This is a genomic window from Enterobacter cloacae complex sp. CDL013 (genome assembly GCF_049238805.1).
GTDB classification, from domain to species: domain Bacteria; phylum Pseudomonadota; class Gammaproteobacteria; order Enterobacterales; family Enterobacteriaceae; genus Enterobacter; species Enterobacter hormaechei_C.
In genome coordinates, this window is sequence record NZ_JBMKGT010000008.1 from 35,317 (window position 1) to 58,786 (window position 23,470).

Consider the following 23,470-nt stretch of genomic DNA (forward strand, 5'->3'; position numbering starts at 1 on the left):
ATGACAGCCGTTGTCATATTGCGCTTTTTGAACCAGACTAAACATGCTTATTGTGACAATTTTATGGCAGGGGGTTGAATATATAATTATCATTTTCAATGGCTTATATCCAACGCCTTGATTGTCATAAAACTGTCATATTTCGTACATTTATCTGTCACCTGTTTGTCCTATTTTGCTCATCGTAGCCACTTAAACAATGATTTACGAAATCCTTGCAGGAGACATTATGAAAGTTATGCGTACCACTGTCGCAACTGTTGTCGCCGCGACCTTATCGATGAGCGCTTTCTCTGCCTTCGCAGCAGCAAGCCTGACTGGCGCTGGTGCAACCTTCCCTGCGCCGGTGTATGCCAAATGGGCGGATACCTACCAGAAAGAGACCGGTAACAAGGTCAACTATCAGGGTATCGGCTCCTCCGGTGGCGTAAAACAAATTACCGCGAATACCGTTGATTTCGGCGCATCCGACGCTCCGCTGTCTGATGAGAAACTGAATCAGGAAGGCCTGTTCCAGTTCCCGACCGTGATTGGCGGCGTTGTGCTGGCTGTTAACATCCCTGGCCTGAAATCAGGCGAGCTGGTGCTGGACGGCAAAACCCTGGGTGACATCTACCTGGGCAAAATCAAAAAATGGGATGACGAAGCCATCACTAAGCTGAACCCGGGCGTTAAGCTGCCTTCGCAGAATATCGCGGTGGTTCGTCGTGCTGACGGCTCTGGCACCTCTTTCGTGTTCACCAGCTACCTGGCGAAAGTGAACGAAGAGTGGAAATCTAAAGTCGGTTCCGGCTCTACCGTTAACTGGCCAACCGGTCTGGGCGGTAAAGGCAACGACGGTATCGCAGCCTTCGTACAGCGTCTGCCTGGCTCTATCGGCTACGTAGAGTACGCCTACGCTAAGCAGAACAATCTGGCCTACACCAAACTGGTTTCTGCCGACGGCAAACCGGTTAGCCCGACCGAAGAGAACTTCGCCAACGCCGCCAAAGGCGCTGACTGGAGCAAATCCTTCGCTCAGGACCTGACTAACCAGAAAGGTGAAGACGCGTGGCCAATCACCTCTACCACCTTCATTCTGGTTCACAAAGAGCAGAAGAAACCAGAGCAGGGCGCAGAAGTGCTGAAGTTCTTCGACTGGGCATACAAAAACGGCGGCAAACAGGCTAATGACCTGGATTACGCCAGCCTGCCAGACAGCGTGGTTGAGCAGATTCGTGCTGCATGGAAAACCAACGTGAAAGACAGCAGCGGTAAAGCGCTGTACTAACAGGATATTTTTAACGAAGATGGCGGGTGGCGCGCAGCGATCCCGCCCTACGGTTTACTCTGTAGGCCCGGTAAGCGTCAGCGCCACCGGGCATATTCGTAAGACGTCTCATAAAGAAGAGTAATTTATGGCTGCAACCAAGCCTGCATTTAACCCTCCGGGTAAAAAAGGTGACATGATTTTCAGCGCGCTGGTGAAACTGGCTGCGCTGATTGTGCTATTGCTGCTGGGCGGCATTATCGTGTCCCTGATTTTCTCCTCCTGGCCGAGCATTCAAAAATTTGGTTTCGCCTTCCTGTGGACCAAAGAGTGGGATGCGCCGAACGATATTTACGGTGCGCTGGTGCCGATTTACGGCACGCTGGTGACCTCTTTTATCGCCCTGCTAATTGCGGTTCCGGTGAGCTTCGGTATTGCCTTGTTCCTGACGGAACTGGCGCCAGGCTGGCTGCGGCGTCCGCTGGGTATCGCCATTGAACTGCTGGCGGCCATCCCAAGTATCGTTTACGGCATGTGGGGCCTGTTTATTTTTGCTCCGCTGTTTGCAACGTACTTCCAGGAGCCGGTCGGTAACGTGCTTTCTGCCGTTCCGTTTGTGGGGGCGCTGTTCTCCGGCCCGGCATTCGGTATCGGCATTCTGGCGGCGGGTGTGATCCTCGCCATCATGATTATTCCGTACATTGCGGCGGTCATGCGCGATGTCTTCGAACAAACCCCGGTGATGATGAAAGAGTCCGCCTACGGCATCGGCTGCACCACCTGGGAGGTTATCTGGCGCATCGTCCTTCCGTTCACCAAAAATGGAGTGATTGGCGGCATTATGCTGGGCTTAGGTCGCGCGCTCGGTGAAACCATGGCGGTCACCTTTATCATCGGCAACACCTACCAGCTCGATAGCGCTTCGCTCTATATGCCGGGGAACAGTATTACTTCTGCGCTGGCGAACGAATTTGCCGAAGCGGAATCCGGGCTGCACGTCGCGGCGCTGATGGAACTGGGCCTGATCCTGTTTGTTATCACCTTTATTGTGCTGGCTATCTCCAAGCTGATGATTATGCGTCTGGCTAAAAACGAGGGGGCACGCTAATGGCGACTCTCGATATGCAAAATACCGCTCAGCTTGCGGAATCCCGTCGCAAAATGCAGTCAAAGCGCCGGATTAAAAACCGCATTGCGCTGACGCTTTCCATGGCGACGATGGCGTTTGGCCTGTTCTGGCTGATCTGGATCCTGATGTCAACCATCACCCGCGGCATCGATGGAATGTCCCTGGCGCTGTTCACGGAAATGACGCCGCCGCCGAACACGGCGGGCGGTGGTCTGGCAAACGCCCTGGCGGGTAGCGGCCTGCTGATCCTGTGGGCGACCGTTTTCGGTACACCGTTGGGCATTATGGCGGGTATCTATCTGGCGGAGTATGGGCGCAAGTCCTGGATCGCTGAAGTCATCCGCTTTATTAACGACATTCTGCTTTCTGCCCCGTCGATTGTCGTGGGTCTGTTTGTTTACACCATCGTGGTGGCGCAAATGGAACACTTCTCCGGCTGGGCGGGTGTGATTGCGCTGGCGCTGTTGCAGGTGCCTATCGTTATTCGTACTACTGAAAACATGCTGAAACTGGTGCCGGACAGCCTGCGTGAAGCGGCTTACGCGCTGGGCACGCCGAAATGGAAAATGATTTCGGCGATCACCCTGAAAGCATCCGTCTCGGGGATCATGACCGGTATCCTGCTGGCTATCGCCCGTATCGCCGGTGAAACCGCACCGCTGCTGTTTACCGCCCTCTCCAACCAGTTCTGGAGCACGGACATGATGCAGCCGATCGCCAACCTGCCGGTGACGATCTTTAAATTTGCGATGAGCCCATTCGCGGAATGGCAGCAGCTGGCCTGGGCCGGGGTGCTGATCATCACCCTTTGCGTACTGTTGCTGAACATTCTGGCGCGCGTCATTTTCGCGAAGAAGAAACACGGTTAAATTTTTACGGCGCGGCAGCTCGCGGCGCCGAATGAGGAAATGAGTCAATGAGTATGGTTGATACTGCCCCGGGTAAGATTCAGGTTCGTGATTTGAACTTCTACTACGGCAAATTCCATGCCCTGAAGAATATCAATCTGGATATCGCGAAGAACCAGGTAACGGCATTCATCGGTCCGTCCGGCTGTGGTAAATCCACGCTGCTGCGCACCTTTAACAAAATGTATTCGCTCTATCCGGAGCAGCGCGCAGAAGGTGAAATTCTCCTGGACGGTGACAACATCCTGACCAATACCCAGGATATCGCCCTGCTGCGTGCGAAAGTGGGGATGGTATTCCAGAAACCCACGCCGTTCCCGATGTCGATCTATGACAACATCGCCTTTGGTGTGCGTCTGTTTGAGAAGCTCTCCCGTGCGGATATGGACGAGCGCGTGCAGTGGGCATTGACCAAGGCCGCATTATGGAACGAAACCAAAGATAAACTTCACCAGAGCGGGTACTCTCTCTCCGGTGGTCAGCAGCAGCGTCTGTGCATTGCGCGCGGTATCGCCATTCGCCCGGAAGTCTTGCTGCTGGATGAGCCGTGCTCAGCCCTGGACCCGATCTCAACCGGGCGTATCGAAGAGCTGATCACCGAGCTGAAGCAGGATTACACCGTGGTGATCGTGACCCACAACATGCAGCAGGCTGCACGTTGTTCTGACCACACGGCGTTTATGTACCTGGGCGAGTTGATTGAGTTCAGCGATACGGATGCGCTGTTCACCCGTCCGGCGAAGAAACAAACCGAAGATTATATTACTGGCCGCTACGGTTGATTTGCCTTAGTGCATGTGGAGAAACCATGGACAACCTCAATCTTAATAAACACATTTCCGGCCAGTTTAACGCAGAGCTGGAAAGCATTCGCACCCAGGTGATGACCATGGGCGGCATGGTCGAGCAGCAGCTTTCTGATGCGATCACGGCGATGCACAACCAGGACAGCGAGCTGGCGAAGCGCGTTATTGAAGGCGACCACAACGTCAATATGATGGAAGTCGCCATCGACGAAGCCTGCGTGCGCATCATTGCGAAGCGTCAGCCGACGGCGAGCGACCTGCGTCTGGTGATGGCGATCATCAAAACTATCGCCGAGCTGGAGCGTATTGGTGACGTGGCGGATAAAATCTGCCGCACCGCGCTGGAGAAATTCTCCCAGCAGCACCAGCCGCTGCTGGTGAGTCTGGAGTCTCTCGGTCGCCACACCGTGCAGATGCTGCACGACGTGCTGGACGCTTTCGCGCGCATGGATCTGGACGAAGCGGTCCGTATCTACCGTGAAGACAAGAAAGTTGACCAGGAATACGAAGGCATAGTGCGTCAGCTGATGACCTACATGATGGAAGATTCCCGTACCATTCCAAGCGTACTCACCGCGCTGTTCTGTGCGCGCTCAATCGAGCGTATTGGCGACCGCTGCCAGAACATTTGCGAATACATCTTCTACTTCGTGAAGGGGCAGGATTTCCGACATGTGGGCGGCGACGAGCTGGACAAGCTGCTGGCGGGCAAAGATCCGAAAGAGTGATTTTTACCCTCACCCTAACCCTCTCCCACAGGGAGAGGGGACCATTCGGTTTTTTCCCTCTCCCTGTGGGAGAGGGCCGGGGTGAGGGGAAAACTCAGCGAGTAATATCCCACCCGCGCGCCTTCCACAACGCTGGCAGTTGCGCCAGATCGGTAAAGGTCGTCACTTTTGGATGATCGATCGGCTTGTTGTGCGGATCGGCGCAGAAGTAAAACACCTCCATCCCCGCATCAATCCCCGACTGCGCGCCCGCAGACGAGTCATCCACCAGGATGCAGTTCTCCACGTTGACGTTCATCGCCTTCGCCGCGTGGAACATCAATGCCGGATCCGGCTTCCAGCGCTGGATATCGTAGCCACTGAACAGTTTTTCCGGGAAGTGGTGCAACATGTTCAGCTTGCCGAGCGAGTGCTGCATTTTACTGACCGGGCCGTTAGAGACCACGCAGATCGGCACCGTCATCGCATCCAGCAGCGTGTTAGCGCCAGCGATAACTTCCAGCTCGGCGTCGAAGAGGCGTGCGACCTCGGCGCGGTACACCGGTTCCAGATCCGCTTTCGCCAGATCCACCCCGTGCTCTTCGTTAATGATGTCGATGATCTCGTACAGCTTCACGCCCTTAAAGCGTTTAAACACCTCTTCGAGATCGAGCGTAATACCAAATTCCTGGAACATGGCGACATACGCGCGGGAACAAATGACCTCACTGTCGACCAGCGTACCGTCACAGTCGAAAAATACCGCTTCAATTCCGGACATGCCTTTCCCTTTTAACAAGTTTAACGTTTTCGTACGGCAGTTCACCGGGACGCAATCGTTGCCGTATAAGCAAAATCAATGAAAAAAGTATCCCGTAACCGCCACTATTGTCGCATTTTGGTATAGGATAGCGACGAATTTTCCCTCCTTGTTCGGAAATTGATGATGAGTCAACAACACACTACCCAGACGTCTGGTCAGGGGCTGCTTGAGCGCGTGTTCAAACTGCGCGAGCACGGCACAACGGCACGCACCGAAGTGATCGCCGGTTTTACTACCTTCCTGACGATGGTCTATATCGTTTTCGTTAACCCGCAAATTCTGGGCGTGGCTGGCATGGACACCAGCGCCGTCTTCGTGACCACCTGTCTGATCGCGGCGCTTGGCAGCATCCTGATGGGCGTTTTCGCTAATCTGCCCGTGGCGCTGGCCCCGGCAATGGGTCTGAATGCGTTCTTTGCGTTCGTGGTGGTTCAGGCGATGGGCCTGCCGTGGCAGGTCGGGATGGGCGCTATTTTCTGGGGCGCGGTCGGCCTGCTGCTGCTGACCATCTTCCGCGTGCGCTACTGGATGATTGCGAACATTCCCGTGAGCCTGCGCGTGGGTATCACCAGCGGTATCGGTCTGTTTATCGGCATGATGGGGCTGAAAAACGCTGGCGTTATCGTGGCGAACCCGGAAACGCTGGTGAGCATTGGTAACCTGACCTCTCACAGCGTGCTGCTGGGCGTGCTGGGCTTCTTTATCATCGCGATCCTGGCGTCGCGCAACATCCATGCTGCGGTGCTGGTCTCTATCATTGTGACCACGCTGCTGGGCTGGATGCTGGGTGACGTACATTACAACGGTATCGTCTCTGCGCCACCAAGCGTCTCTACCGTGATTGGCCACGTTGATCTGGCGGGCTCGCTGAACCTGGGTCTGGCCGGGGTGATTTTCTCCTTCATGCTGGTCAACCTGTTTGACTCCTCCGGTACGCTGATTGGCGTGACCGACAAAGCGGGTCTGGCGGATGAAAAAGGCAAATTCCCGCGCATGAAGCAGGCGCTGTATGTGGATAGCATCTCGTCCGTCGCTGGCTCTTTCATCGGCACCTCGTCTGTTACCGCTTACATTGAATCCTCTTCCGGTGTGTCCGTGGGCGGTCGTACTGGCCTGACGGCGGTAGTTGTGGGTCTGCTGTTCCTGCTAGTGATCTTCCTCTCTCCGCTGGCGGGGATGGTGCCACCATACGCGGCAGCTGGCGCGCTGATTTACGTCGGCGTGCTGATGACCTCAAGCCTGGCGCGCGTGAAGTGGGAAGATTTGACGGAAGCCGTTCCGGCGTTTATTACCGCGGTGATGATGCCGTTCAGCTTCTCGATCACCGAAGGTATCGCGCTGGGCTTTATCTCTTACTGCGTGATGAAGATCGGTACCGGCCGCTTCCGCGAACTCAGCCCGTGCGTGATTATTGTTGCGCTGCTGTTTGTGCTGAAGATTGTGTTTATTGATTCACACTAAGATGCTGGTGGTGTCAGGTGGCGCTTCGCTTACCTGACCTACGGGCAAAGTTCCCTCTCCCTGTGGGAGAGGGTTAGGGCGAAGGCTTACGCCTTCACCCGCTTAATATAATCCCCAAACGCGGTCAGCTGGCCAGAGAGATGGTCACGCGTACTCTGATCCACCACTTCACCCGTCTGCGGGTCGACCTTGTTCTGAATCACGCCGCCCATAAATTCCGGCTTGTTCATCACCATCGCATCCAGGAACACCAGGATCTGACGCAGGTGATACTGGCAGCGCGCGCCGCCAATGGCGCCCATTGAGCTGGTCTGGATCAGCACAGGTTTACCAGACAGCGGCTGCTCCGGTAAACGGGACAGCCAGTCAATGGCGTTCTTCAGACCACCCGGCACCGAGTAGTTATACTCAGGCGTCACAATCACCACGCCGTCAGCCTGACGGATCTGCTCGGCTATCGCTTCCACGCTTTGCGGGAACCCTTCTTCCTGCTGAACGTCAGCATCATAAAGCGGGATGTCGCCAATGGACGGCAGGGCACTGATCTCCATTCCCGCAGGCGCCAGCTGCGGCAGCGTACGGGCAACCATCCCGTTAAAAGAACCTTTGCGCAGGCTTCCCAGTAACGTAACAACTTTCAACGTATCAGACATGATTACTCCTGTTTCATCATGATGACCCTGGACGGATCAGCTATGGGTGTATGCTTTTTCTGCCGGTAAACTGGTTAATCGCATCAGGCGCGCGGCGGGCTCGTTGGCGCGTTCAGGGACATCCGGAAGACTACGCCAACCGCGAATACTGTCAAATTCCCAGATTTTCAGCCGTTCGATGGCGGGGCTCACCGCAACGGACCAGATCAGTACGTCCTCAGCGTCGCTGAGCGCCTCTACCAGCGAGGCTTTTGTCGCGCGCAGGCGTCCGGAGCCGGGGAGCAGCTGCAACAGGCTGGCGTCGTCTGACGCCGCGCCGTTCAGTTTGCGGATGCTCTGGCGAAGGGTGATGAGCTGCGCTCTGGCTTCAACAGGGTCGTTCTGGTTACGTATCCACAGCTTTTCATTGCTGGAGAGCGGGTATTCATCGAGCGCGTTAGCACCATGGAAGCTACGCGTGACGCGTTGCAGCTCCATATCCAGGCCACAATCACCTTCAGTCGTCAGCGCGACGCCAACAATGTTGCCGGTGTACGCAATGGAAAAATGGGGGAGTGCCGGGTCCGCAAAAACCGGGCGACCTTCTGGCTGGGTGATTATGTCCGGTAGTTCGCTAGTGCCGTAGAGCATAAAAAGCAGTTCTGCGAGGAGCGCTCTGGAAGCTAAAAACCGCGTCCTGCGGTGTTCAGGTAGTTTGAGCGCCTCACTGTGACAGGCTGAAGAAAGTCTGGCCGATACGAGATGCCCTTCCGTTAATGTTCCTCGTGCAAAGTGCGTAGCCATTTTTCGCTCCTTGATAATGGTCGTAGTCGGTTAAACGGTTACATGATTATCGCTTAACTTAGCTTCTGTTTTAATCAGTAAATGGAAATAAGAGAAGCCTGAGCACCGAACTTTACATTATCTTAGGCAAAAACCTGATCTGGTGCGGTATACAGCGCTTTAATCGTCTCACGCAGCCAGAGGATTTTCGGATTATGGCTGTTCCGTTTATGCCAAATCAGCGTGAAGGGTACGGTGAGCTTTTCTGCCTGCGCCTCATCGATGGGAATGGGCAGACAGACCAGATTACGCTGGTGGAGTTGGTTGTAGTGATGGCAGTAGTGCGGCGCAGTGGCTATGTAGTTGTGATCCGGCTGGGCCGCCATAAACATCGACTGTTCAAAACCGGGCAAACTCATGGCGATGTTACGCTCCCGGCCCATCTCCCTTAGCACCTCGTCGAGCGCCCAGGTGTCACTGCGTTCCCAGAAGATGCTGATATGCGGGTAGCGCAGAAACGTCTCCAGATCCCACGCTTCCTGGAGCGCGGGATGATCCTCGCGCAAATACACGCACGGACGGTCACTGAACAGGATTTCGTAGTCGATAAACCACGGCATCAGCTTTAGCAGTTCGCGCGAGCGAGGGTGCGTTTCACGCCCGGTGAAGCCCAGATCCACTTCTCCGCGCGTAATGGCGTCCAGCGAATCGTAATCCCATTGCCGCAGCTTCACCGTCGCCTGTGGGTAGCGCTCGTTCACCTGCTCCAGCAGGGTATTAAAGCGGATCAGCATCAGCGGTGTTTCGGCGGCGAGCACAAACTTAAGCCCGCCTGGAGAGCTATGGTGGAATTTATCGAGGATCTGGTTGCCAATCTGCATCCAGTCGGCCAAATCCTTTTCCAGACTCACCGTCAGCGGCGTGGGCAGTAGCCCTAAAGGCGTTTTCACAAACAGCGGATCGTCGAACCAGTCGCGCAGCTTCGCCAGCGATTTACTCACCGCGGACGGCGTCACGTTCATCCGCTTCGCGGCTTTGGTGACGCTGCGCTCCTGCAACAAAAGTTGCAGGCAAAGTAAAAGATTAAGATCGAGACTGCTGATGGGCTTCTTCATAGTGCGCCGCGGGCTGGATGACCATAAGTAAGGTAATGCAGAGTATGCTACAGCCAATCAGAACCCCGATCAGCATATTCAGCGCGTTAAGGCCGATCACCGCCGCCAGCCAAATCCATAGCGAAGAACCGCAGACCTGCGCAATGCCCAGCACCGAGCTGGCCACGCCAGCCCGCAGCGAGAAGGGGCCAAGCGCCTGACTCATCGCCACACCAAAGCCGACGGAGAATCCGGCGCAGATCAGAGTAATGCCCACCAGCATTACAGCGTGTGAGGTGGCGGTCGCCAGGATCACGCCTGCGGCGAGAAACAGCGTCTGTGAGGTGAGCATCAGCGTGCGCTGGCGGAAGATGTTGAGCGCAAAGGGCGTTGAGAATGAAACCGCCATGCTCACCATCGCGGTTAGCGCCATCACCGACGAATACTCACCGCGATCGAAGCCCATCGTCTCCATCAGCAACACCGGGGAAACGTTTACATAGGTGAGGATCACCGCCACGCTAAGCGTGGTGATTGCCAGCCGACTCAGGAAAAAGCGATTCACCAGCTTTTCAGCCGGATGGAGGGTTGCGGTGTGATATGGCTGTTGCGAACCGGGATGGGTCTCTTTCAGCACCGTCACGGACAGGATAAAGACGATGGCGCCCATGGCTGCCATGGTCCAGAAAAGACTCTGCCACGGAAATTTAAGCATAATCAGGTAGCCTACAACCGGTGCCAGCACCGGGATGATGCAGGTAATGCCGTTAAGCATCGACAGCACCTTGGCGCGGCGCTGGGCGCTCAAGGTATCGCGCAGAATGGCAAAGGCCACCACGTAACAGCCGCCTGCGCCAATGCCCTGGATAAAACGTCCTGACAGGAACATTGTGCTTTCCTGAGCCACTGAACAGAGTACTGATGCCAGCGCAAAGATAACTGCACCCGTAATCGCGACGGGCTGGCGGCCTGCTTTATCCGCGATTTTCCCGGCAAATACCATCGACGACGCCATTCCCGCGAGGTAGGCCGAAAACGCGATGTGCAGTTGCGCCTCGCTGGCACCCAGATCGCGGGCAATATGCGGTAGCCCCACCAGATACATATCAATGCCGGACGGATAAAGCAGAACTAATGCGAAACTACAAAACAGAAAACGCGCCATAAACCCCCCATAGATGCAGGCATGCAGGATAGGGGGTGAAAGGGGATTAGGCGAGTTGCCATTTGGACAATGGTGATTTCCCTGGAGGAAATCACCCTGTATTAACGTGAATTACTTACCAATGCAGAAGCTCGAGAAAATCCGTCCAAGCAGATCGTCCGACGTAAACTCCCCGGTGATCTCGCTCAGATTCTGTTGCGCCAGACGCAGCTCTTCCGCCAGCAGTTCACCGGCCCACGCGCCGATCAGCTGGGCTTTACCCTGCTCAAGGTGGCGAGCCGCCTCTTCCAACGCCTGCAAGTGACGACGACGCGCCAGGAAGCCACCCTCCATGCTGGTGTCGAACCCCATGCTCTGTTTGAGATGGCTTCGCAGGGCTTCCACGCCTTCACCGGTACGGGCCGACAGGCGAATAAGTGAGTGACCATTCACATCGCTGATGCCCAGCGTTTCGCCGGTAACGTCGGCCTTGTTGCGCACCACGGTGATCGGCAGTTTAGCCGGGAGACGGGCGATAAAGTCTGGCCAGATTTCAGCCGGGTCAACGGCGTCGGTTGTGGTGCCGTCCACCATAAACAGCACGCGGTCGGCCTGCTCGATCTCCTGCCAGGCGCGTTCGATACCGATACGCTCGACTTCATCGCTCGCATCGCGCAGGCCAGCGGTGTCGATGATGTGCAGCGGCATGCCGTCGATGTGGATATGCTCGCGCAGCACGTCGCGGGTGGTGCCGGCTATGTCGGTGACGATCGCCGCTTCACGGCCCGCCAGGGCGTTCAGCAGGCTCGATTTCCCAGCGTTGGGGCGTCCGGCAATGACCACCTTCATGCCTTCACGCAGCAGGCTGCCCTGGCGCGCTTCGGCGCGGACGGCATTGAGATCGTTCATCACCTGGTTGAGCTGTGCTTCAATTTTACCGTCTGAGAGGAAGTCGATCTCCTCGTCCGGGAAGTCGATAGCCGCTTCGACATAGATTCGCAGGTGAGTAAGTGCTTCCACAAGGTGATTCACGCGTGCGGAAAACGCGCCCTGCAACGAGTTCAGCGCGGAGCGGGCCGCCTGTTCGGAGCTGGCGTCGATCAGATCAGCAATCGCCTCGGCCTGCGCCAGGTCGAGCTTATCGTTGAGGAAAGCACGCTCGGAGAACTCACCCGGCTTCGCAATGCGCAGGCCAGGCAGGGTCAGAATACGTTTTAACAGCAGGTCGAGGATCACCGGGCCGCCGTGGCCCTGAAGTTCCAGCACATCTTCGCCGGTAAAGGAGTTTGGGCCGGGGAACCACAGCGCAATGCCCTGGTCCAGCGGTGTGCCGTCGGCATCCTTAAACGGCAGATAATCAGCGTAGCGCGGCTTTGGCAGTTTACCCAGCACCGCTTCGGCCACCTCACGCGCCTTCAGGCCGGAGATACGCAGAATGCCTACACCACCGCGTCCCGGTGGGGTTGCCTGGGCGACGATAGTGTCGTTATGGCTCATGGTTGCTCTCGTTCAATACAAATAAAAAAGGCGGTCAATCGACCGCCCTTATTTTAGCGTTAAGTTACCGAATCAGGACTTTTTCTTTTCGCGGCTATGCAGGCCACGTTTTTCCAGACCACGGTAAATCAGCTGCTGCTGGATGATGGTCACCAGGTTGCTGACGATATAGTACAGCACCAGACCTGACGGGAACCACAGGAAGAACACGGTGAAGATGACCGGCATAAAGGTCATGATCTTCTGCTGCATCGGGTCGGTCACGGTGGTCGGAGACATCTTCTGAATGAAGAACATCGTCACGCCCATCAGGATCGGCAGGATGTAGTACGGGTCCTGTGCGGACAGGTCATGGATCCACAGGGCGAACGGCGCGTGGCGCAGCTCAACGGAACCCATCAGCATGTAGTACAGCGCAAGGAAGATTGGCATCTGAATCAGCAGCGGGAAGCAACCACCCAGTGGGTTCACTTTCTCTGCTTTATACAGGGCCATCATCTCCTGGCTCTGACGCTGTTTGTCATCGCCCAGACGCTCACGCATAGCCTGAATCTTCGGCTGTAGCATACGCATCTTCGCCATGGAGGTGTACTGCGCTTTAGTCAGCGGGTACATGATGCCACGAACGATAAAGGTGATAACGATGATGGAGAAGCCCCAGTTACCCAGGAAGCTGTGGATGAACTTCAGCAGCTTAAACAGCGGCTGAGAGATGAACCACAACCAACCGTAATCCACGGTCAGATCCAGGTGCGGCGCAACGGCAGCCATTTTGTCCTGGATTTCCGGGCCGACCCACAGGGTGCTTGCCAGTTTACCGGTTTGACCCGGCTGCACCAGAACCGGCTGAGATTTGTAGCCGATGGCTGCAATACCGTTGCCGAGGTTCGCGGTATAGAAGTTGTTCGTACCGTCGTTATTCGGTACCCACGCCGTCGCGAAATACTGTTGCAGCATTGCGACCCAACCGCCTTTAGAGCTGACGTTCAGGTTTTCGTTATCGGCAATGGTGTCGAATTTGTATTTCTCGTACTTGGTATCTGGCGTGGAGTAAGCCGCGCCACGGAAGGTATGCAGCGCAAAGTTGCTGCTTCCGGTATCACGGTGAGACGGCAGTTTGATGGACTGCTTCAGCTGACCAAAGGTAGAGATTTCCAGCGGTTTCGCACCGGCGTTCTGTACGCTGTAGCCCACGTTCACCGCATACTCACCGCGTTTCAGGGTGAAGGTTTTGGTGAAGGTGTTGCCTGCCGCGTCGGTGTAGGTCATCGGGATAACCAGTTCGTTCTGACCATCAGCCAGTACAAACGTGTCATTCTCGACGTTATACAGTGGACGCGCACCGTTAGCCGGATTATCCGGGCCATCACGACCGGTCAGGCCGCTCTGCGCCTGGTAGATAAATTCAGGCGTGGTTTCCAGTAACTGGAACGGTTCGGTAGACTTCAGTTCTTTCGGGTAGGTCAACAGCAGCGCCTGCTCAACATCACCACCACGGGTGTTGATAGTCAGCTCAAGCACATCGGTCTTAACCGTAATCTGTTTCCCCTGGCCACTGGCCGGTACGCCCTGGTCGGCGGCGCTACCCGCTGCGGTGGTCGTGGTCTGCGTGGTCTGCTGCTGGGGTTGAGGATTTTTATCCTGCTCCCATGCCTGCCAGATCATGAAAGACACGAACAACAAAGCGATGATAAGAAGATTGCGTTGCGAATCCATCGTTAGTGTTCTCTGGTATCAAAAGGTCCTGGAGGGACGGGGTCGTCTCCACCTGGGTGTAAAGGGTGGCATTTTAATACGCGTTTCACCGTCAACCAACTGCCTTTTATCACTCCAAACCTGCGCAATGCCTCAATTCCGTAGCTTGAGCATGTTGGCGTGAAACGGCAGTGTGGCCCGAGTAGCGGACTAATCAGGCGTTGATAGACCCGAATGAGGGCTATCAGGACCCGCGAGCCAGGCGACAGTGGCGGCGCCATAATTTTTCCAACGCTTCCGAGAGAGCACGGTTATCGAGGTCGGCAACCCCTTTTTTCGCCACCACCACGAAATCCATTGAAGGCAGTTCGTGCTGACGTAAACGGAAACTTTCACGCGTCAGACGTTTAATCCGGTTGCGTTCATGCGCACGCTTAACGTTTTTCTTGGCGACTGTGAGACCGATGCGGGGATGCCCCAGCGAATTTTGGCGGCCGAGGATGGTGATTTGCGGCGTGCCAGCCCGTTGTGGCTGCTGGAAGACGAAAGTGAAATGAGTGGGAGTTAACAAACGTAACTCCCTGGGAAATGCGAGCTTAACCACTCAGGGGTTAGCTTTATTACTTGGAAACGGTCAGACGAGCGCGGCCTTTAGCACGACGACGTGCCAGAACCTGACGACCATTTTTAGTAGCCATACGAGCACGGAAGCCGTGAGAACGGTTGCGCTTCAGTACAGACGGTTGAAAAGTGCGTTTCATGGCGATTTCTACCTAAACTTGAATAAATTCACTGACTTTTGCGTATACCCGAACGAGATTCGAACGACTAACGCCTCAGCGTGGGTGATTAAAGAGGCCGGATTGTAATAATTGTACACTCCGGAGTCAATTCTCTTTCCTTATTTCCCGCGTATTTCCGCACGATTTCGCGTGGAAAATGAGCAACGGACGACGCAGGAAGATGAGCATCACGCGCCGGGTCGAGGATTATACGGGCTCGCCAACAAAGCGCAAGGATCGTCCAGGATCTTCGTTAGATCATTTAAGCCAAAAATTGTCTGTGCTCATTAAATTTTCCAATATGCGGCCTAAATCGCGAGGCACTCGCGTCAGGATCGTTTACACTTACCCGATTCCGGATCTTCCTGTGGATAAATCGGGAAGAATCTGTGAGAAACAGAAGATCTCTGGCTCAGTTTAGGCTATGATCCGCGGTCCCGATCGGGATCCAGCGATCCTGGTCGGGCATAAACACAACATCGTTCAGGCTGTATCAACGATAGCGTGTATAACCGCAGATAGCGGTTCGCACATCACCCTGATGGGGTCATGTCGATGTGCGCCAACAATCATGAATATTCAATAGTTTTCTTTTATTGTTCGAGTGGAGTCCGCCGTGTCACTTTCGCTTTGGCAGCAGTGTCTTGCCCGATTGCAGGATGAGTTACCAGCCACAGAATTCAGTATGTGGATCCGCCCGTTGCAGGCGGAACTGAGCGATAACACGCTGGCTTTGTATGCGCCAAACCGTTTCGTGCTCGATTGGGTAAGGGATAAATACCTTAATAACATCAATGGACTGCTGAATGATTTCTGCGGGTCAGATGCCCCACAGCTGCGTTTTGAAGTGGGCACAAAGCCGGTCACCCAAACCGTTCGTGAAGTTGTCAATGTGGCAGCCCCTGCACAGGCGGCGCCCGCTCCAGCGCCTCGCGTTGCACCGGCTCGTCAGGGCTGGGATAACGTTCCAGCCCCCGCTGAGCCTACCTACCGCTCTAACGTTAACGTGAAACACACGTTCGATAACTTCGTTGAAGGTAAGTCGAACCAGCTGGCGCGCGCGGCGGCTCGCCAGGTTGCCGATAACCCCGGTGGCGCTTACAACCCGCTGTTCCTGTATGGCGGCACGGGTCTCGGTAAAACGCACCTGTTGCATGCGGTGGGCAACGGCATTATGGCGCGTAAGCCCAATGCCAAAGTAGTGTATATGCACTCCGAACGCTTCGTTCAGGACATGGTAAAAGCCCTGCAAAACAATGCGATCGAAGAGTTTAAACGCTACTACCGTTCCGTTGATGCGCTGCTGATCGATGACATTCAGTTCTTTGCCAATAAAGAACGGTCGCAGGAAGAGTTTTTCCATACCTTTAACGCCCTGCTGGAAGGCAATCAGCAGATCATTCTGACCTCGGATCGTTATCCAAAAGAGATCAACGGCGTTGAAGATCGTCTCAAATCCCGCTTCGGCTGGGGCCTGACCGTGGCGATCGAGCCGCCGGAACTGGAAACCCGCGTCGCGATCCTGATGAAAAAAGCCGACGAGAACGACATTCGCCTGCCGGGTGAAGTGGCGTTCTTTATTGCCAAGCGCTTGCGTTCCAACGTGCGTGAGCTGGAAGGGGCGCTGAACCGCGTTATCGCTAACGCCAACTTCACCGGTCGTGCGATCACCATCGATTTTGTGCGTGAAGCACTGCGCGATTTATTGGCTTTGCAGGAAAAACTGGTCACTATCGACAATATTCAGAAGACGGTGGCTGAGTACTACAAGATCAAAGTGGCAGATTTACTGTCTAAACGTCGTTCCCGCTCGGTGGCGCGTCCGCGTCAGATGGCGATGGCGCTGGCAAAAGAGCTCACCAACCACAGCCTGCCGGAAATCGGTGATGCGTTTGGTGGCCGTGACCATACGACCGTGCTGCACGCTTGTCGCAAGATCGAGCAGCTACGCGAAGAAAGCCACGACATAAAAGAAGATTTTTCCAATTTAATCAGAACATTATCATCGTGACGCTATGAAATTTACCGTTGAACGTGAACATTTATTAAAACCGCTGCAACAGGTGAGTGGCCCATTAGGCGGCCGCCCTACGCTGCCTATTCTTGGAAACCTGCTGCTTCAGGTCGCGGACGGTACGCTGTCGCTGACCGGTACAGATCTGGAAATGGAAATGATCGCGCGCGTTACGCTGACTCAGCCGCACGACGCGGGCGCGACCACGGTTCCGGCACGTAAATTCTTTGATATTTGCCGTGGGCTGCCGGAAGGCGCTGAAATCGCCGTGCAGCTGGAGGGCGACCGCATGCTGGTGCGCTCTGGCCGCAGCCGTTTCTCCCTCTCCACGCTGCCCGCTGCGGACTTCCCGAACCTGGATGACTGGCAGAGCGAAGTTGAATTTACCCTGCCGCAGGCGACGATGAAGCGTCTGATTGAAGCCACGCAGTTCTCCATGGCGCATCAGGACGTTCGTTACTACTTAAACGGCATGCTGTTCGAAACCGAAGGTGAAGAGCTGCGTACCGTGGCGACCGACGGTCACCGTCTGGCGGTCTGTTCCATGCCGATTGGCGATTCACTGCCAAACCATTCGGTGATCGTACCGCGTAAAGGCGTAATTGAACTGATGCGCATGCTCGACGGCGGCGATACCCCACTGCGCGTGCAGATTGGCAGCAACAATATTCGTGCCCACGTGGGCGATTTTGTCTTCACATCGAAGCTGGTAGACGGTCGTTTCCCGGATTATCGCCGCGTATTGCCGAAGAATCCGGACAAAACGCTGGAGGCGGGTTGCGACATCCTCAAGCAGGCGTTTGCGCGTGCCGCTATTCTCTCGAACGAGAAATTCCGCGGCGTACGTCTGTACGTGAGTGAAAACCAGATCAAAATCACCGCCAACAACCCGGAGCAGGAAGAGGCAGAAGAGATTCTGGACGTCACCTACGCCGGGGCTGAGATGGAAATCGGCTTCAACGTCAGCTACGTGCTGGATGTGCTGAATGCACTGAAATGCGAGAACGTTCGCATCCTGCTGACTGACTCCGTTTCGAGCGTACAGATTGAAGATGCCGCATCACAGTCGGCTGCTTATGTTGTTATGCCAATGAGACTGTAATGTCGCTCACCCGTCTGTTGATCCGCGACTTTCGCAATATCGAAAGCGCGGATCTCGCTTTATCCCCTGGCTTTAACTTCCTGGTTGGCGCGAACGGCAGCGGCAAAACCAGCGTGCTGGAAGCCATCTATACGCTCGGCCACGGCCGGGCGTTTCGCAGTTTGCAGATTGGTCGCGTGATTCGCCACGAGCAGGATTCTTTTGTTCTGCACGGGCGTTTGCAGGGAGAGGAGCGGGAGACCGCCATCGGCCTGACCAAAGACAAGCAGGGCGACAGCAAGGTGCGCATCGACGGCACCGATGGCCACAAGGTGGCGGAGCTGGCGCTGCTGATGCCGATGCAGCTGATTACGCCCGAGGGGTTTACTTTACTCAACGGCGGCCCCAAATACAGAAGAGCGTTCCTCGACTGGGGATGCTTTCACAATGAAGCCGGTTTCTTTAACGCCTGGAGCAACCTGAAGCGCCTGCTTAAACAGCGTAACGCCGCATTGCGCCAGGTCACGCGCTACGCCCAGCTGCGTCCGTGGGACATGGAACTCATCCCTCTAGCGGAACAAATCAGCCGCTGGCGTGCCGAATACAGCGCAGGTATCGCCGAAGACATGGCCGACACCTGCAAACAGTTTTTACCCGAGTTCTCTCTCACCTTCTCTTTCCAGCGTGGCTGGGAGAAAGAGACGGACTATGCCGAGGTGTTAGAGAGAAGCTTCGAGCGCGATCGCATGTTGACCTACACCGCGCACGGCCCACACAAGGCGGATTTCCGCATTCGTGCCGACGGTGCGCCGGTGGAAGACACGCTGTCGCGCGGGCAGCTGAAGCTCCTGATGTGTGCGCTGCGCCTGGCGCAGGGGGAGTTCCTCACCCGCGAAAGTGGGCGACGCTGCCTGTACCTGATAGATGATTTTGCCTCGGAACTTGACGACGCGCGGCGCGGGCTGCTTGCCAGCCGCCTGAAAGCCACGCAGTCGCAGGTTTTCGTCAGCGCCATTAGCGCTGAACACGTTATGGACATGTCGGACGAAAATTCGAAGATGTTTACCGTGGAAAAGGGTAAAATAACGGATTAACCCAAGTTGAAATGAGCGAGAAACGTTGATGTCGAATTCTTATGACTCCTCCAGTATCAAAGTCCTGAAAGGGCTGGATGCGGTGCGTAAGCGCCCGGGTATGTATATCGGCGACACGGATGACGGCACCGGTCTGCACCACATGGTATTCGAGGTGGTAGATAACGCTATCGACGAAGCGCTCGCGGGTCACTGTAAAGACATCGTGGTCACCATCCATGCGGACAACTCCGTGTCCGTTACCGATGACGGCCGTGGCATCCCAACCGGTATTCACCCGGAAGAGGGCGTATCTGCTGCGGAAGTGATCATGACCGTTCTGCACGCAGGCGGTAAGTTCGATGATAACTCCTATAAAGTTTCCGGCGGTCTGCACGGCGTAGGCGTATCCGTAGTAAACGCCCTGTCGCAGAAGCTGGAGCTGGTTATCCAGCGCGAAGGCAAAATTCACCGTCAGATCTACCAGCACGGCGTGCCTGAAGCGCCGCTGGCCGTCACGGGCGATACCGAGAAAACCGGTACCATGGTGCGTTTCTGGCCGAGCCTTGAAACCTTCACCAACGTCACCGAATTCGAGTACGACATTCTGGCGAAACGCCTGCGTGAACTGTCGTTCCTGAACTCCGGCGTGTCGATTCGTCTGCGCGACAAACGCGACAACAAAGAAGACCACTTCCATTACGAAGGTGGTATCAAGGCGTTCGTTGAGTATCTGAACAAGAACAAAACGCCAATTCACCCGAATATCTTCTACTTCTCTACTGAAAAAGACGGTATCGGCGTGGAAGTGGCCTTGCAGTGGAACGACGGTTTCCAGGAAAACATTTACTGCTTCACCAACAACATTCCACAGCGCGACGGCGGTACGCACCTTGCGGGCTTCCGCGCGGCGATGACCCGTACCCTGAACGCCTACATGGACAAAGAAGGCTACAGTAAAAAAGCGAAAGTCAGCGCCACCGGTGACGATGCCCGTGAAGGCCTGATTGCCGTGGTCTCCGTGAAGGTGCCGGATCCGAAGTTCTCCTCACAGACCAAAGACAAGCTGGTCTCTTCTGAGGTGAAATCGGCGGTTGAACAGCAGATGAACGAACTGCTGAGCGAATACCTGCTGGAAAACCCGTCCGACGCGAAAATCGTGGTGGGTAAAATTATCGATGCGGCGCGTGCCCGTGAAGCGGCGCGTAAAGCGCGTGAAATGACCCGTCGTAAAGGCGCGCTGGACCTGGCAGGCCTGCCGGGCAAACTGGCTGACTGTCAGGAACGCGACCCGGCGCTGTCTGAACTGTACCTTGTGGAAGGGGACTCCGCGGGCGGTTCTGCAAAGCAGGGCCGTAACCGCAAGAACCAGGCGATTCTGCCGCTGAAGGGTAAAATCCTCAACGTTGAGAAAGCGCGCTTCGACAAGATGCTCTCTTCTCAGGAAGTGGCGACGCTCATCACCGCGCTCGGCTGCGGCATTGGTCGCGACGAGTACAACCCGGACAAACTGCGTTATCACAGCATCATCATCATGACCGATGCGGACGTCGACGGCTCGCACATCCGTACGCTGCTGTTGACCTTCTTCTATCGTCAGATGCCGGAAATCGTTGAGCGCGGCCACGTCTACATTGCGCAGCCACCGCTGTACAAGGTGAAAAAAGGCAAGCAGGAACAGTACATTAAAGATGACGACGCGATGGATCAGTACCAAATCGCGATCGCCCTTGATGGTGCGACCCTGCACGCAAACTCCAGCGCGCCAGCGCTGGCCGGTGAGCCGCTGGAGCGTCTGGTCTCCGAGTTCAACGCCACGCAGAAAATGATTGGCCGTATGGAGCGTCGCTATCCGAAAGCGCTGCTGAAAGAGCTGATTTATCAGCCGACCCTGACCGAAGCCGATCTGAGCAACGAGCAGACCGTCACCCGCTGGGTGAACACCCTGGTGAGCGAGCTGAACGAGAAAGAGCAGCACGGCAGCCAGTGGAAGTTCGACGTTCAGCAGAACGCTGAGCAGCAGTTCGAGCCGATTGTTCGCGTGCGTACCCACGGCGTCGATACCGACTACCCGCTGGAGCACGAGTTTGTTACCGGTCCGGAATACCGCCGTATCTGCACCCTCGGCGAGAAGCTGCGTGGTCTGATCGAAGACGACGCGTTTATCGAACGTGGCGAACGTCGTCAGCCGGTAGCCAGCTTCGAACAGGCGCTGGAGTGGCTGGTGAAAGAGTCCCGTCGTGGCCTCTCTATTCAGCGTTATAAAGGCCTGGGCGAAATGAACCCGGATCAGCTGTGGGAAACCACCATGGATCCGGAAAGCCGTCGCATGCTGCGCGTCACCGTTAAAGACGCAATCGCAGCGGATCAGCTGTTCACGACCCTGATGGGCGATGCGGTTGAACCACGTCGCGCCTTCATCGAAGAGAACGCCCTGAAGGCGGCGAATATCGATATTTAATCGTCGCTTTACGACAACATAACTGGCCGCGCTTTAGCGCGGCTTTTTTATGGACGCAGGAAACTCCAGCGACATCACTGCCGGTAAACGTTTGACCAGCATATCTATGGCAATTCTTACCCTTAGCGGCAGGTGTGGCGTCTGCTGCCAGACGGCATGAACGTCGAAGCGTACATCCGGGGCCTGCTTAAAGAGCGGGACAAGATTTCCCTGATGAATTTCTTTGATGACCATCCAGCAGGGTAACCATGCAATACCGTGGCCGGCCAGCGCCGCGTCGCAGATCGCCTGCAAATCATCCATATTGAGGGATGAGCGGGGAATAAACGTGCGCGACGTGCCATCGTAATCCATCAGCTGCCAGGGTAAGACTCTGCCCGCACGCGTGTAGTTAATGGCCGTATACTGGCGTAAATCATCAACGCTTTGCGGCTGGCCATTCTTAATCAGATAATCCGGCGCGGCACACAGAACCATTCGGTGCACCCCCAGCCTTCTGGCGACCAGCACGGCGCTGTCAGCCAGGGTGCCATTGCGCACCGCCATATCAAACCCTTCTTCCACAAGATCCACGATGCGGTCGCTAAAGGACATTTCAAGCTCAAGCCCGGGATGCTCCTGCGCCAGCTCTATTAGCAGCGGGGCGATACACTGGCGACCAAACAGCACCGGCATGGCAACACGCAGCCGACCGCTGACCTGATGTTTTCCGGTTTCAAGCTGCGATTCAGCGCCACGGATCTCTTCCAGCGCGCGCAGGCAGCGTTCATAAAAAAGCGCGCCGTTATCGGTCAGCCTCTGGCTGCGGGTGGTCCGATGAAACAGACGAACCCCCAGCCTCTCTTCAAGACGAGCAATGCTTTTTCCTACCGCCGAGCGCGACAAATGCAGACGGACGGCGGCCTGGGCAAAACTTCCTGCCTCAACGGAGGCAACGAAAACGGGAATATCTTTCAGCGTATCGGTCATGGATGAATTGTATCAATTTGGTCATCAATGAAGGGAAAACTTATCGGCACTGGTGACGCTGAGTCAACGGTAGACTGTCAGAAATGAAAATCATCTGATGACAGGAGAAAAAAATGACAGCAACAATGCAACGCTGGTCAATGGATGCCCTTGGTCGTGAAAGCCTCAGGCTCGTTCAGGAGCCTGTTCCACAGCCAGGCCCGGGGGAGGTTCGCGTACGGGTAAATGCCGTTGCGCTCAACTACCGGGATAAAATGGTGATTGAAGGCACGATGCCGATTCCGCTTTCCTTCCCGTTTACCCCAGCATCTGACATGGCAGGCGTGGTGGACAGCATCGGTGAAGGCGTTACGCGTTTCAAACCCGGCGCACGCGTCATCTCAACCTTCTTCCCGGAATGGATCGACGGCAAGCCGCAGGCAGACGCGCGCGATTTGCCCTATAAAACGTCCGGTGGATACTTCCAGGGCATGCTGGCCGAATATGTGATTGTGAGTGAAAACGCGCTGGTGGCGTCCCCGGAAAGCCTGGATGACGCTGAGGCCAGTACGCTTCCTTGCGCGGGGCTTACCGCATGGTTCGCGCTGGTGGAGCGCGGTCATTTACGCGCCGGGCAATCGGTGCTGGTACAAGGGACGGGCGGTGTGGCGCTATTCGCTTTGCAGATAGCAAAAGCGCACGGCGCAGAGGTGTTTGTCTCCTCGGGAAGTGATGAAAAACTGGCGTGGGCCAAAAAGCTGGGGGCCAGCCAGGGCATCAACCGACTGAAAGGCGACTGGGCTGAAAATACGCTGGCACTGACGCAGGATCGCGGCATCGACCATATTATCGAAACCGTGGGTGGGGAGAACCTGAGACATTCCCTGCGGGCCGTTGCCGTTCATGGGCGGATATCGGTCATTGGCGTGCTGGCCGGGACAGAAATTTCTCTGCCTGCAAGCGAGCTGTTGCTGAAATCCCCCGTCATTCAGGGGATTGGGGTTGGACACCGCCGGGCGCTGGAAGATTTTGTCCGTGCTGTTGATGTCACGGAGTTAAAACCGGTGATTGAGCATCGCTACCGCTTTGACGAGCTGGAACAGGCGCTTGAGCATCTGTATCGCGGTGCGTTTGGCAAAATCGTTCTCACCCGCGAGTGAGTTCCCGTTCCCGGAATAAACGT

At 55.7% G+C, this 23,470-nt stretch carries 22 protein-coding genes and 1 pseudogene; 11 read left to right on the forward strand and 12 right to left on the reverse strand.

Annotated features, from left to right (window positions below; all coding sequences use genetic code 11):
• Window positions 1-229 precede the first annotated feature (229 nt).
• From pstS to phoU, 5 genes are all read left to right on the forward strand, one after another.
• Window positions 230-1,270, forward strand: coding sequence for a phosphate ABC transporter substrate-binding protein PstS (gene pstS, locus ACOTXD_RS17130; protein WP_022652104.1), 1,041 nt, complete (start codon window positions 230-232; stop codon window positions 1,268-1,270).
• Between the two features lie 127 nt (window positions 1,271-1,397).
• The gene (gene pstC / locus ACOTXD_RS17135; protein WP_003861158.1) at window positions 1,398-2,357 is read left to right on the forward strand and encodes a phosphate ABC transporter permease PstC; all 960 of its coding nucleotides are present in this window, start codon (window positions 1,398-1,400) and stop codon (window positions 2,355-2,357) included.
• A complete protein-coding gene (gene pstA, locus ACOTXD_RS17140) occupies window positions 2,357-3,247 on the forward strand; it encodes a phosphate ABC transporter permease PstA (RefSeq protein WP_003861156.1) in 891 nt (296 codons plus the stop codon). Before pstC ends, pstA begins: the two co-directional genes overlap by 1 nt.
• Before the next feature lie 47 nt (window positions 3,248-3,294).
• Window positions 3,295-4,068 (forward strand): phosphate ABC transporter ATP-binding protein PstB, encoded by a 774-nt coding sequence (gene pstB, locus ACOTXD_RS17145; RefSeq protein ID WP_003861154.1) that lies wholly within the window; start codon window positions 3,295-3,297, stop codon window positions 4,066-4,068.
• 26 nt (window positions 4,069-4,094) lie between these two features.
• On the forward strand, window positions 4,095-4,820 hold the full coding sequence (gene phoU, locus ACOTXD_RS17150; protein WP_003861153.1) for a phosphate signaling complex protein PhoU: 726 nt from the start codon (window positions 4,095-4,097) through the stop codon (window positions 4,818-4,820).
• A gap of 94 nt (window positions 4,821-4,914) precedes the next feature.
• Here the strand turns inward: phoU and yieH are convergent, their stop codons facing one another.
• A complete protein-coding gene (yieH, locus tag ACOTXD_RS17155; RefSeq protein WP_003861151.1) occupies window positions 4,915-5,580 on the reverse strand; it encodes a 6-phosphogluconate phosphatase in 666 nt (221 codons plus the stop codon).
• 165 nt (window positions 5,581-5,745) lie between these two features.
• Here yieH and adeP point away from each other — a divergent pair, with 165 nt between their 5' ends.
• Window positions 5,746-7,083 carry an adenine permease AdeP gene (adeP, locus tag ACOTXD_RS17160; RefSeq protein WP_003861149.1) on the forward strand — a complete coding sequence of 446 codons (1,338 nt, stop codon included), beginning with the start codon at window positions 5,746-5,748 and terminating at the stop codon, window positions 7,081-7,083.
• An 86-nt stretch (window positions 7,084-7,169) separates the two neighbouring features.
• Here the strand turns inward: adeP and ACOTXD_RS17165 are convergent, their stop codons facing one another.
• The 10 genes and pseudogenes from ACOTXD_RS17165 to ACOTXD_RS17210 form a co-directional block, all read right to left on the reverse strand.
• The gene (locus ACOTXD_RS17165; protein ID WP_003861147.1) at window positions 7,170-7,736 is read right to left on the reverse strand and encodes an NADPH-dependent FMN reductase; all 567 of its coding nucleotides are present in this window, start codon (window positions 7,734-7,736) and stop codon (window positions 7,170-7,172) included.
• A 36-nt stretch (window positions 7,737-7,772) separates the two neighbouring features.
• Window positions 7,773-8,519, reverse strand: coding sequence for a 4'-phosphopantetheinyl transferase family protein (locus ACOTXD_RS17170; protein ID WP_032608136.1), 747 nt, complete (start codon window positions 8,517-8,519; stop codon window positions 7,773-7,775).
• A gap of 122 nt (window positions 8,520-8,641) precedes the next feature.
• Window positions 8,642-9,613, reverse strand: coding sequence for an HTH-type transcriptional regulator YidZ (gene yidZ / locus ACOTXD_RS17175; RefSeq protein ID WP_048209827.1), 972 nt, complete (start codon window positions 9,611-9,613; stop codon window positions 8,642-8,644).
• Entirely contained in the window at window positions 9,582-10,757 is a 1,176-nt protein-coding gene (locus ACOTXD_RS17180) for an MFS transporter (RefSeq protein ID WP_047055140.1), read from the reverse strand. Before ACOTXD_RS17180 ends, yidZ begins: the two co-directional genes overlap by 32 nt.
• 111 nt (window positions 10,758-10,868) lie before the next feature.
• Window positions 10,869-12,233 (reverse strand): tRNA uridine-5-carboxymethylaminomethyl(34) synthesis GTPase MnmE, encoded by a 1,365-nt coding sequence (gene mnmE / locus ACOTXD_RS17185; protein ID WP_003861139.1) that lies wholly within the window; start codon window positions 12,231-12,233, stop codon window positions 10,869-10,871.
• Between the two features lie 72 nt (window positions 12,234-12,305).
• Complete coding sequence (gene yidC / locus ACOTXD_RS17190) at window positions 12,306-13,949, reverse strand: membrane protein insertase YidC (protein WP_061856899.1); 1,644 nt, start codon at window positions 13,947-13,949, stop codon at window positions 12,306-12,308.
• 2 nt (window positions 13,950-13,951) lie between these two features.
• Complete coding sequence (yidD, locus tag ACOTXD_RS17195; protein WP_001307474.1) at window positions 13,952-14,209, reverse strand: membrane protein insertion efficiency factor YidD; 258 nt, start codon at window positions 14,207-14,209, stop codon at window positions 13,952-13,954.
• Window positions 14,173-14,532: a ribonuclease P protein component gene (gene rnpA / locus ACOTXD_RS17200; protein WP_003861126.1), complete on the reverse strand. Its 360-nt coding sequence runs from the start codon at window positions 14,530-14,532 to the stop codon at window positions 14,173-14,175. Before rnpA ends, yidD begins: the two co-directional genes overlap by 37 nt.
• 16 nt (window positions 14,533-14,548) lie before the next feature.
• Entirely contained in the window at window positions 14,549-14,689 is a 141-nt protein-coding gene (gene rpmH / locus ACOTXD_RS17205; protein ID WP_000831330.1) for a 50S ribosomal protein L34, read from the reverse strand.
• 228 nt (window positions 14,690-14,917) lie between these two features.
• Window positions 14,918-14,968, reverse strand: a pseudogene (locus ACOTXD_RS17210) (hypothetical protein); the annotation flags it as partial.
• A gap of 358 nt (window positions 14,969-15,326) precedes the next feature.
• Here ACOTXD_RS17210 and dnaA point away from each other — a divergent pair.
• The 4 genes from dnaA to gyrB are packed head-to-tail and all read left to right on the forward strand — an operon-like array spanning window position 15,327 to window position 21,339.
• On the forward strand, window positions 15,327-16,721 hold the full coding sequence (gene dnaA, locus ACOTXD_RS17215; RefSeq protein ID WP_003861124.1) for a chromosomal replication initiator protein DnaA: 1,395 nt from the start codon (window positions 15,327-15,329) through the stop codon (window positions 16,719-16,721).
• Between the two features lie 4 nt (window positions 16,722-16,725).
• Window positions 16,726-17,826 carry a DNA polymerase III subunit beta gene (gene dnaN / locus ACOTXD_RS17220; protein WP_003861122.1) on the forward strand — a complete coding sequence of 367 codons (1,101 nt, stop codon included), beginning with the start codon at window positions 16,726-16,728 and terminating at the stop codon, window positions 17,824-17,826.
• Window positions 17,826-18,899 (forward strand): DNA replication/repair protein RecF, encoded by a 1,074-nt coding sequence (recF, locus tag ACOTXD_RS17225; protein WP_003861121.1) that lies wholly within the window; start codon window positions 17,826-17,828, stop codon window positions 18,897-18,899. The genes dnaN and recF overlap by 1 nt, the downstream gene beginning before the upstream one ends.
• Window positions 18,900-18,927: 28 nt before the next feature.
• Window positions 18,928-21,339, forward strand: a complete 2,412-nt coding sequence (gene gyrB, locus ACOTXD_RS17230) for a DNA topoisomerase (ATP-hydrolyzing) subunit B (RefSeq protein ID WP_003861119.1) — start codon at window positions 18,928-18,930, stop codon at window positions 21,337-21,339.
• 33 nt (window positions 21,340-21,372) lie between these two features.
• Here the strand turns inward: gyrB and ACOTXD_RS17235 are convergent, their stop codons facing one another.
• Window positions 21,373-22,308: a LysR family transcriptional regulator gene (locus ACOTXD_RS17235; protein ID WP_003861115.1), complete on the reverse strand. Its 936-nt coding sequence runs from the start codon at window positions 22,306-22,308 to the stop codon at window positions 21,373-21,375.
• Between the two features lie 113 nt (window positions 22,309-22,421).
• Between ACOTXD_RS17235 and ACOTXD_RS17240 the strand changes: the two genes are divergently transcribed.
• Window positions 22,422-23,447, forward strand: a complete 1,026-nt coding sequence (locus ACOTXD_RS17240; protein WP_061856898.1) for a zinc-dependent alcohol dehydrogenase family protein — start codon at window positions 22,422-22,424, stop codon at window positions 23,445-23,447.
• Window positions 23,448-23,470: the final 23 nt, after the last annotated feature.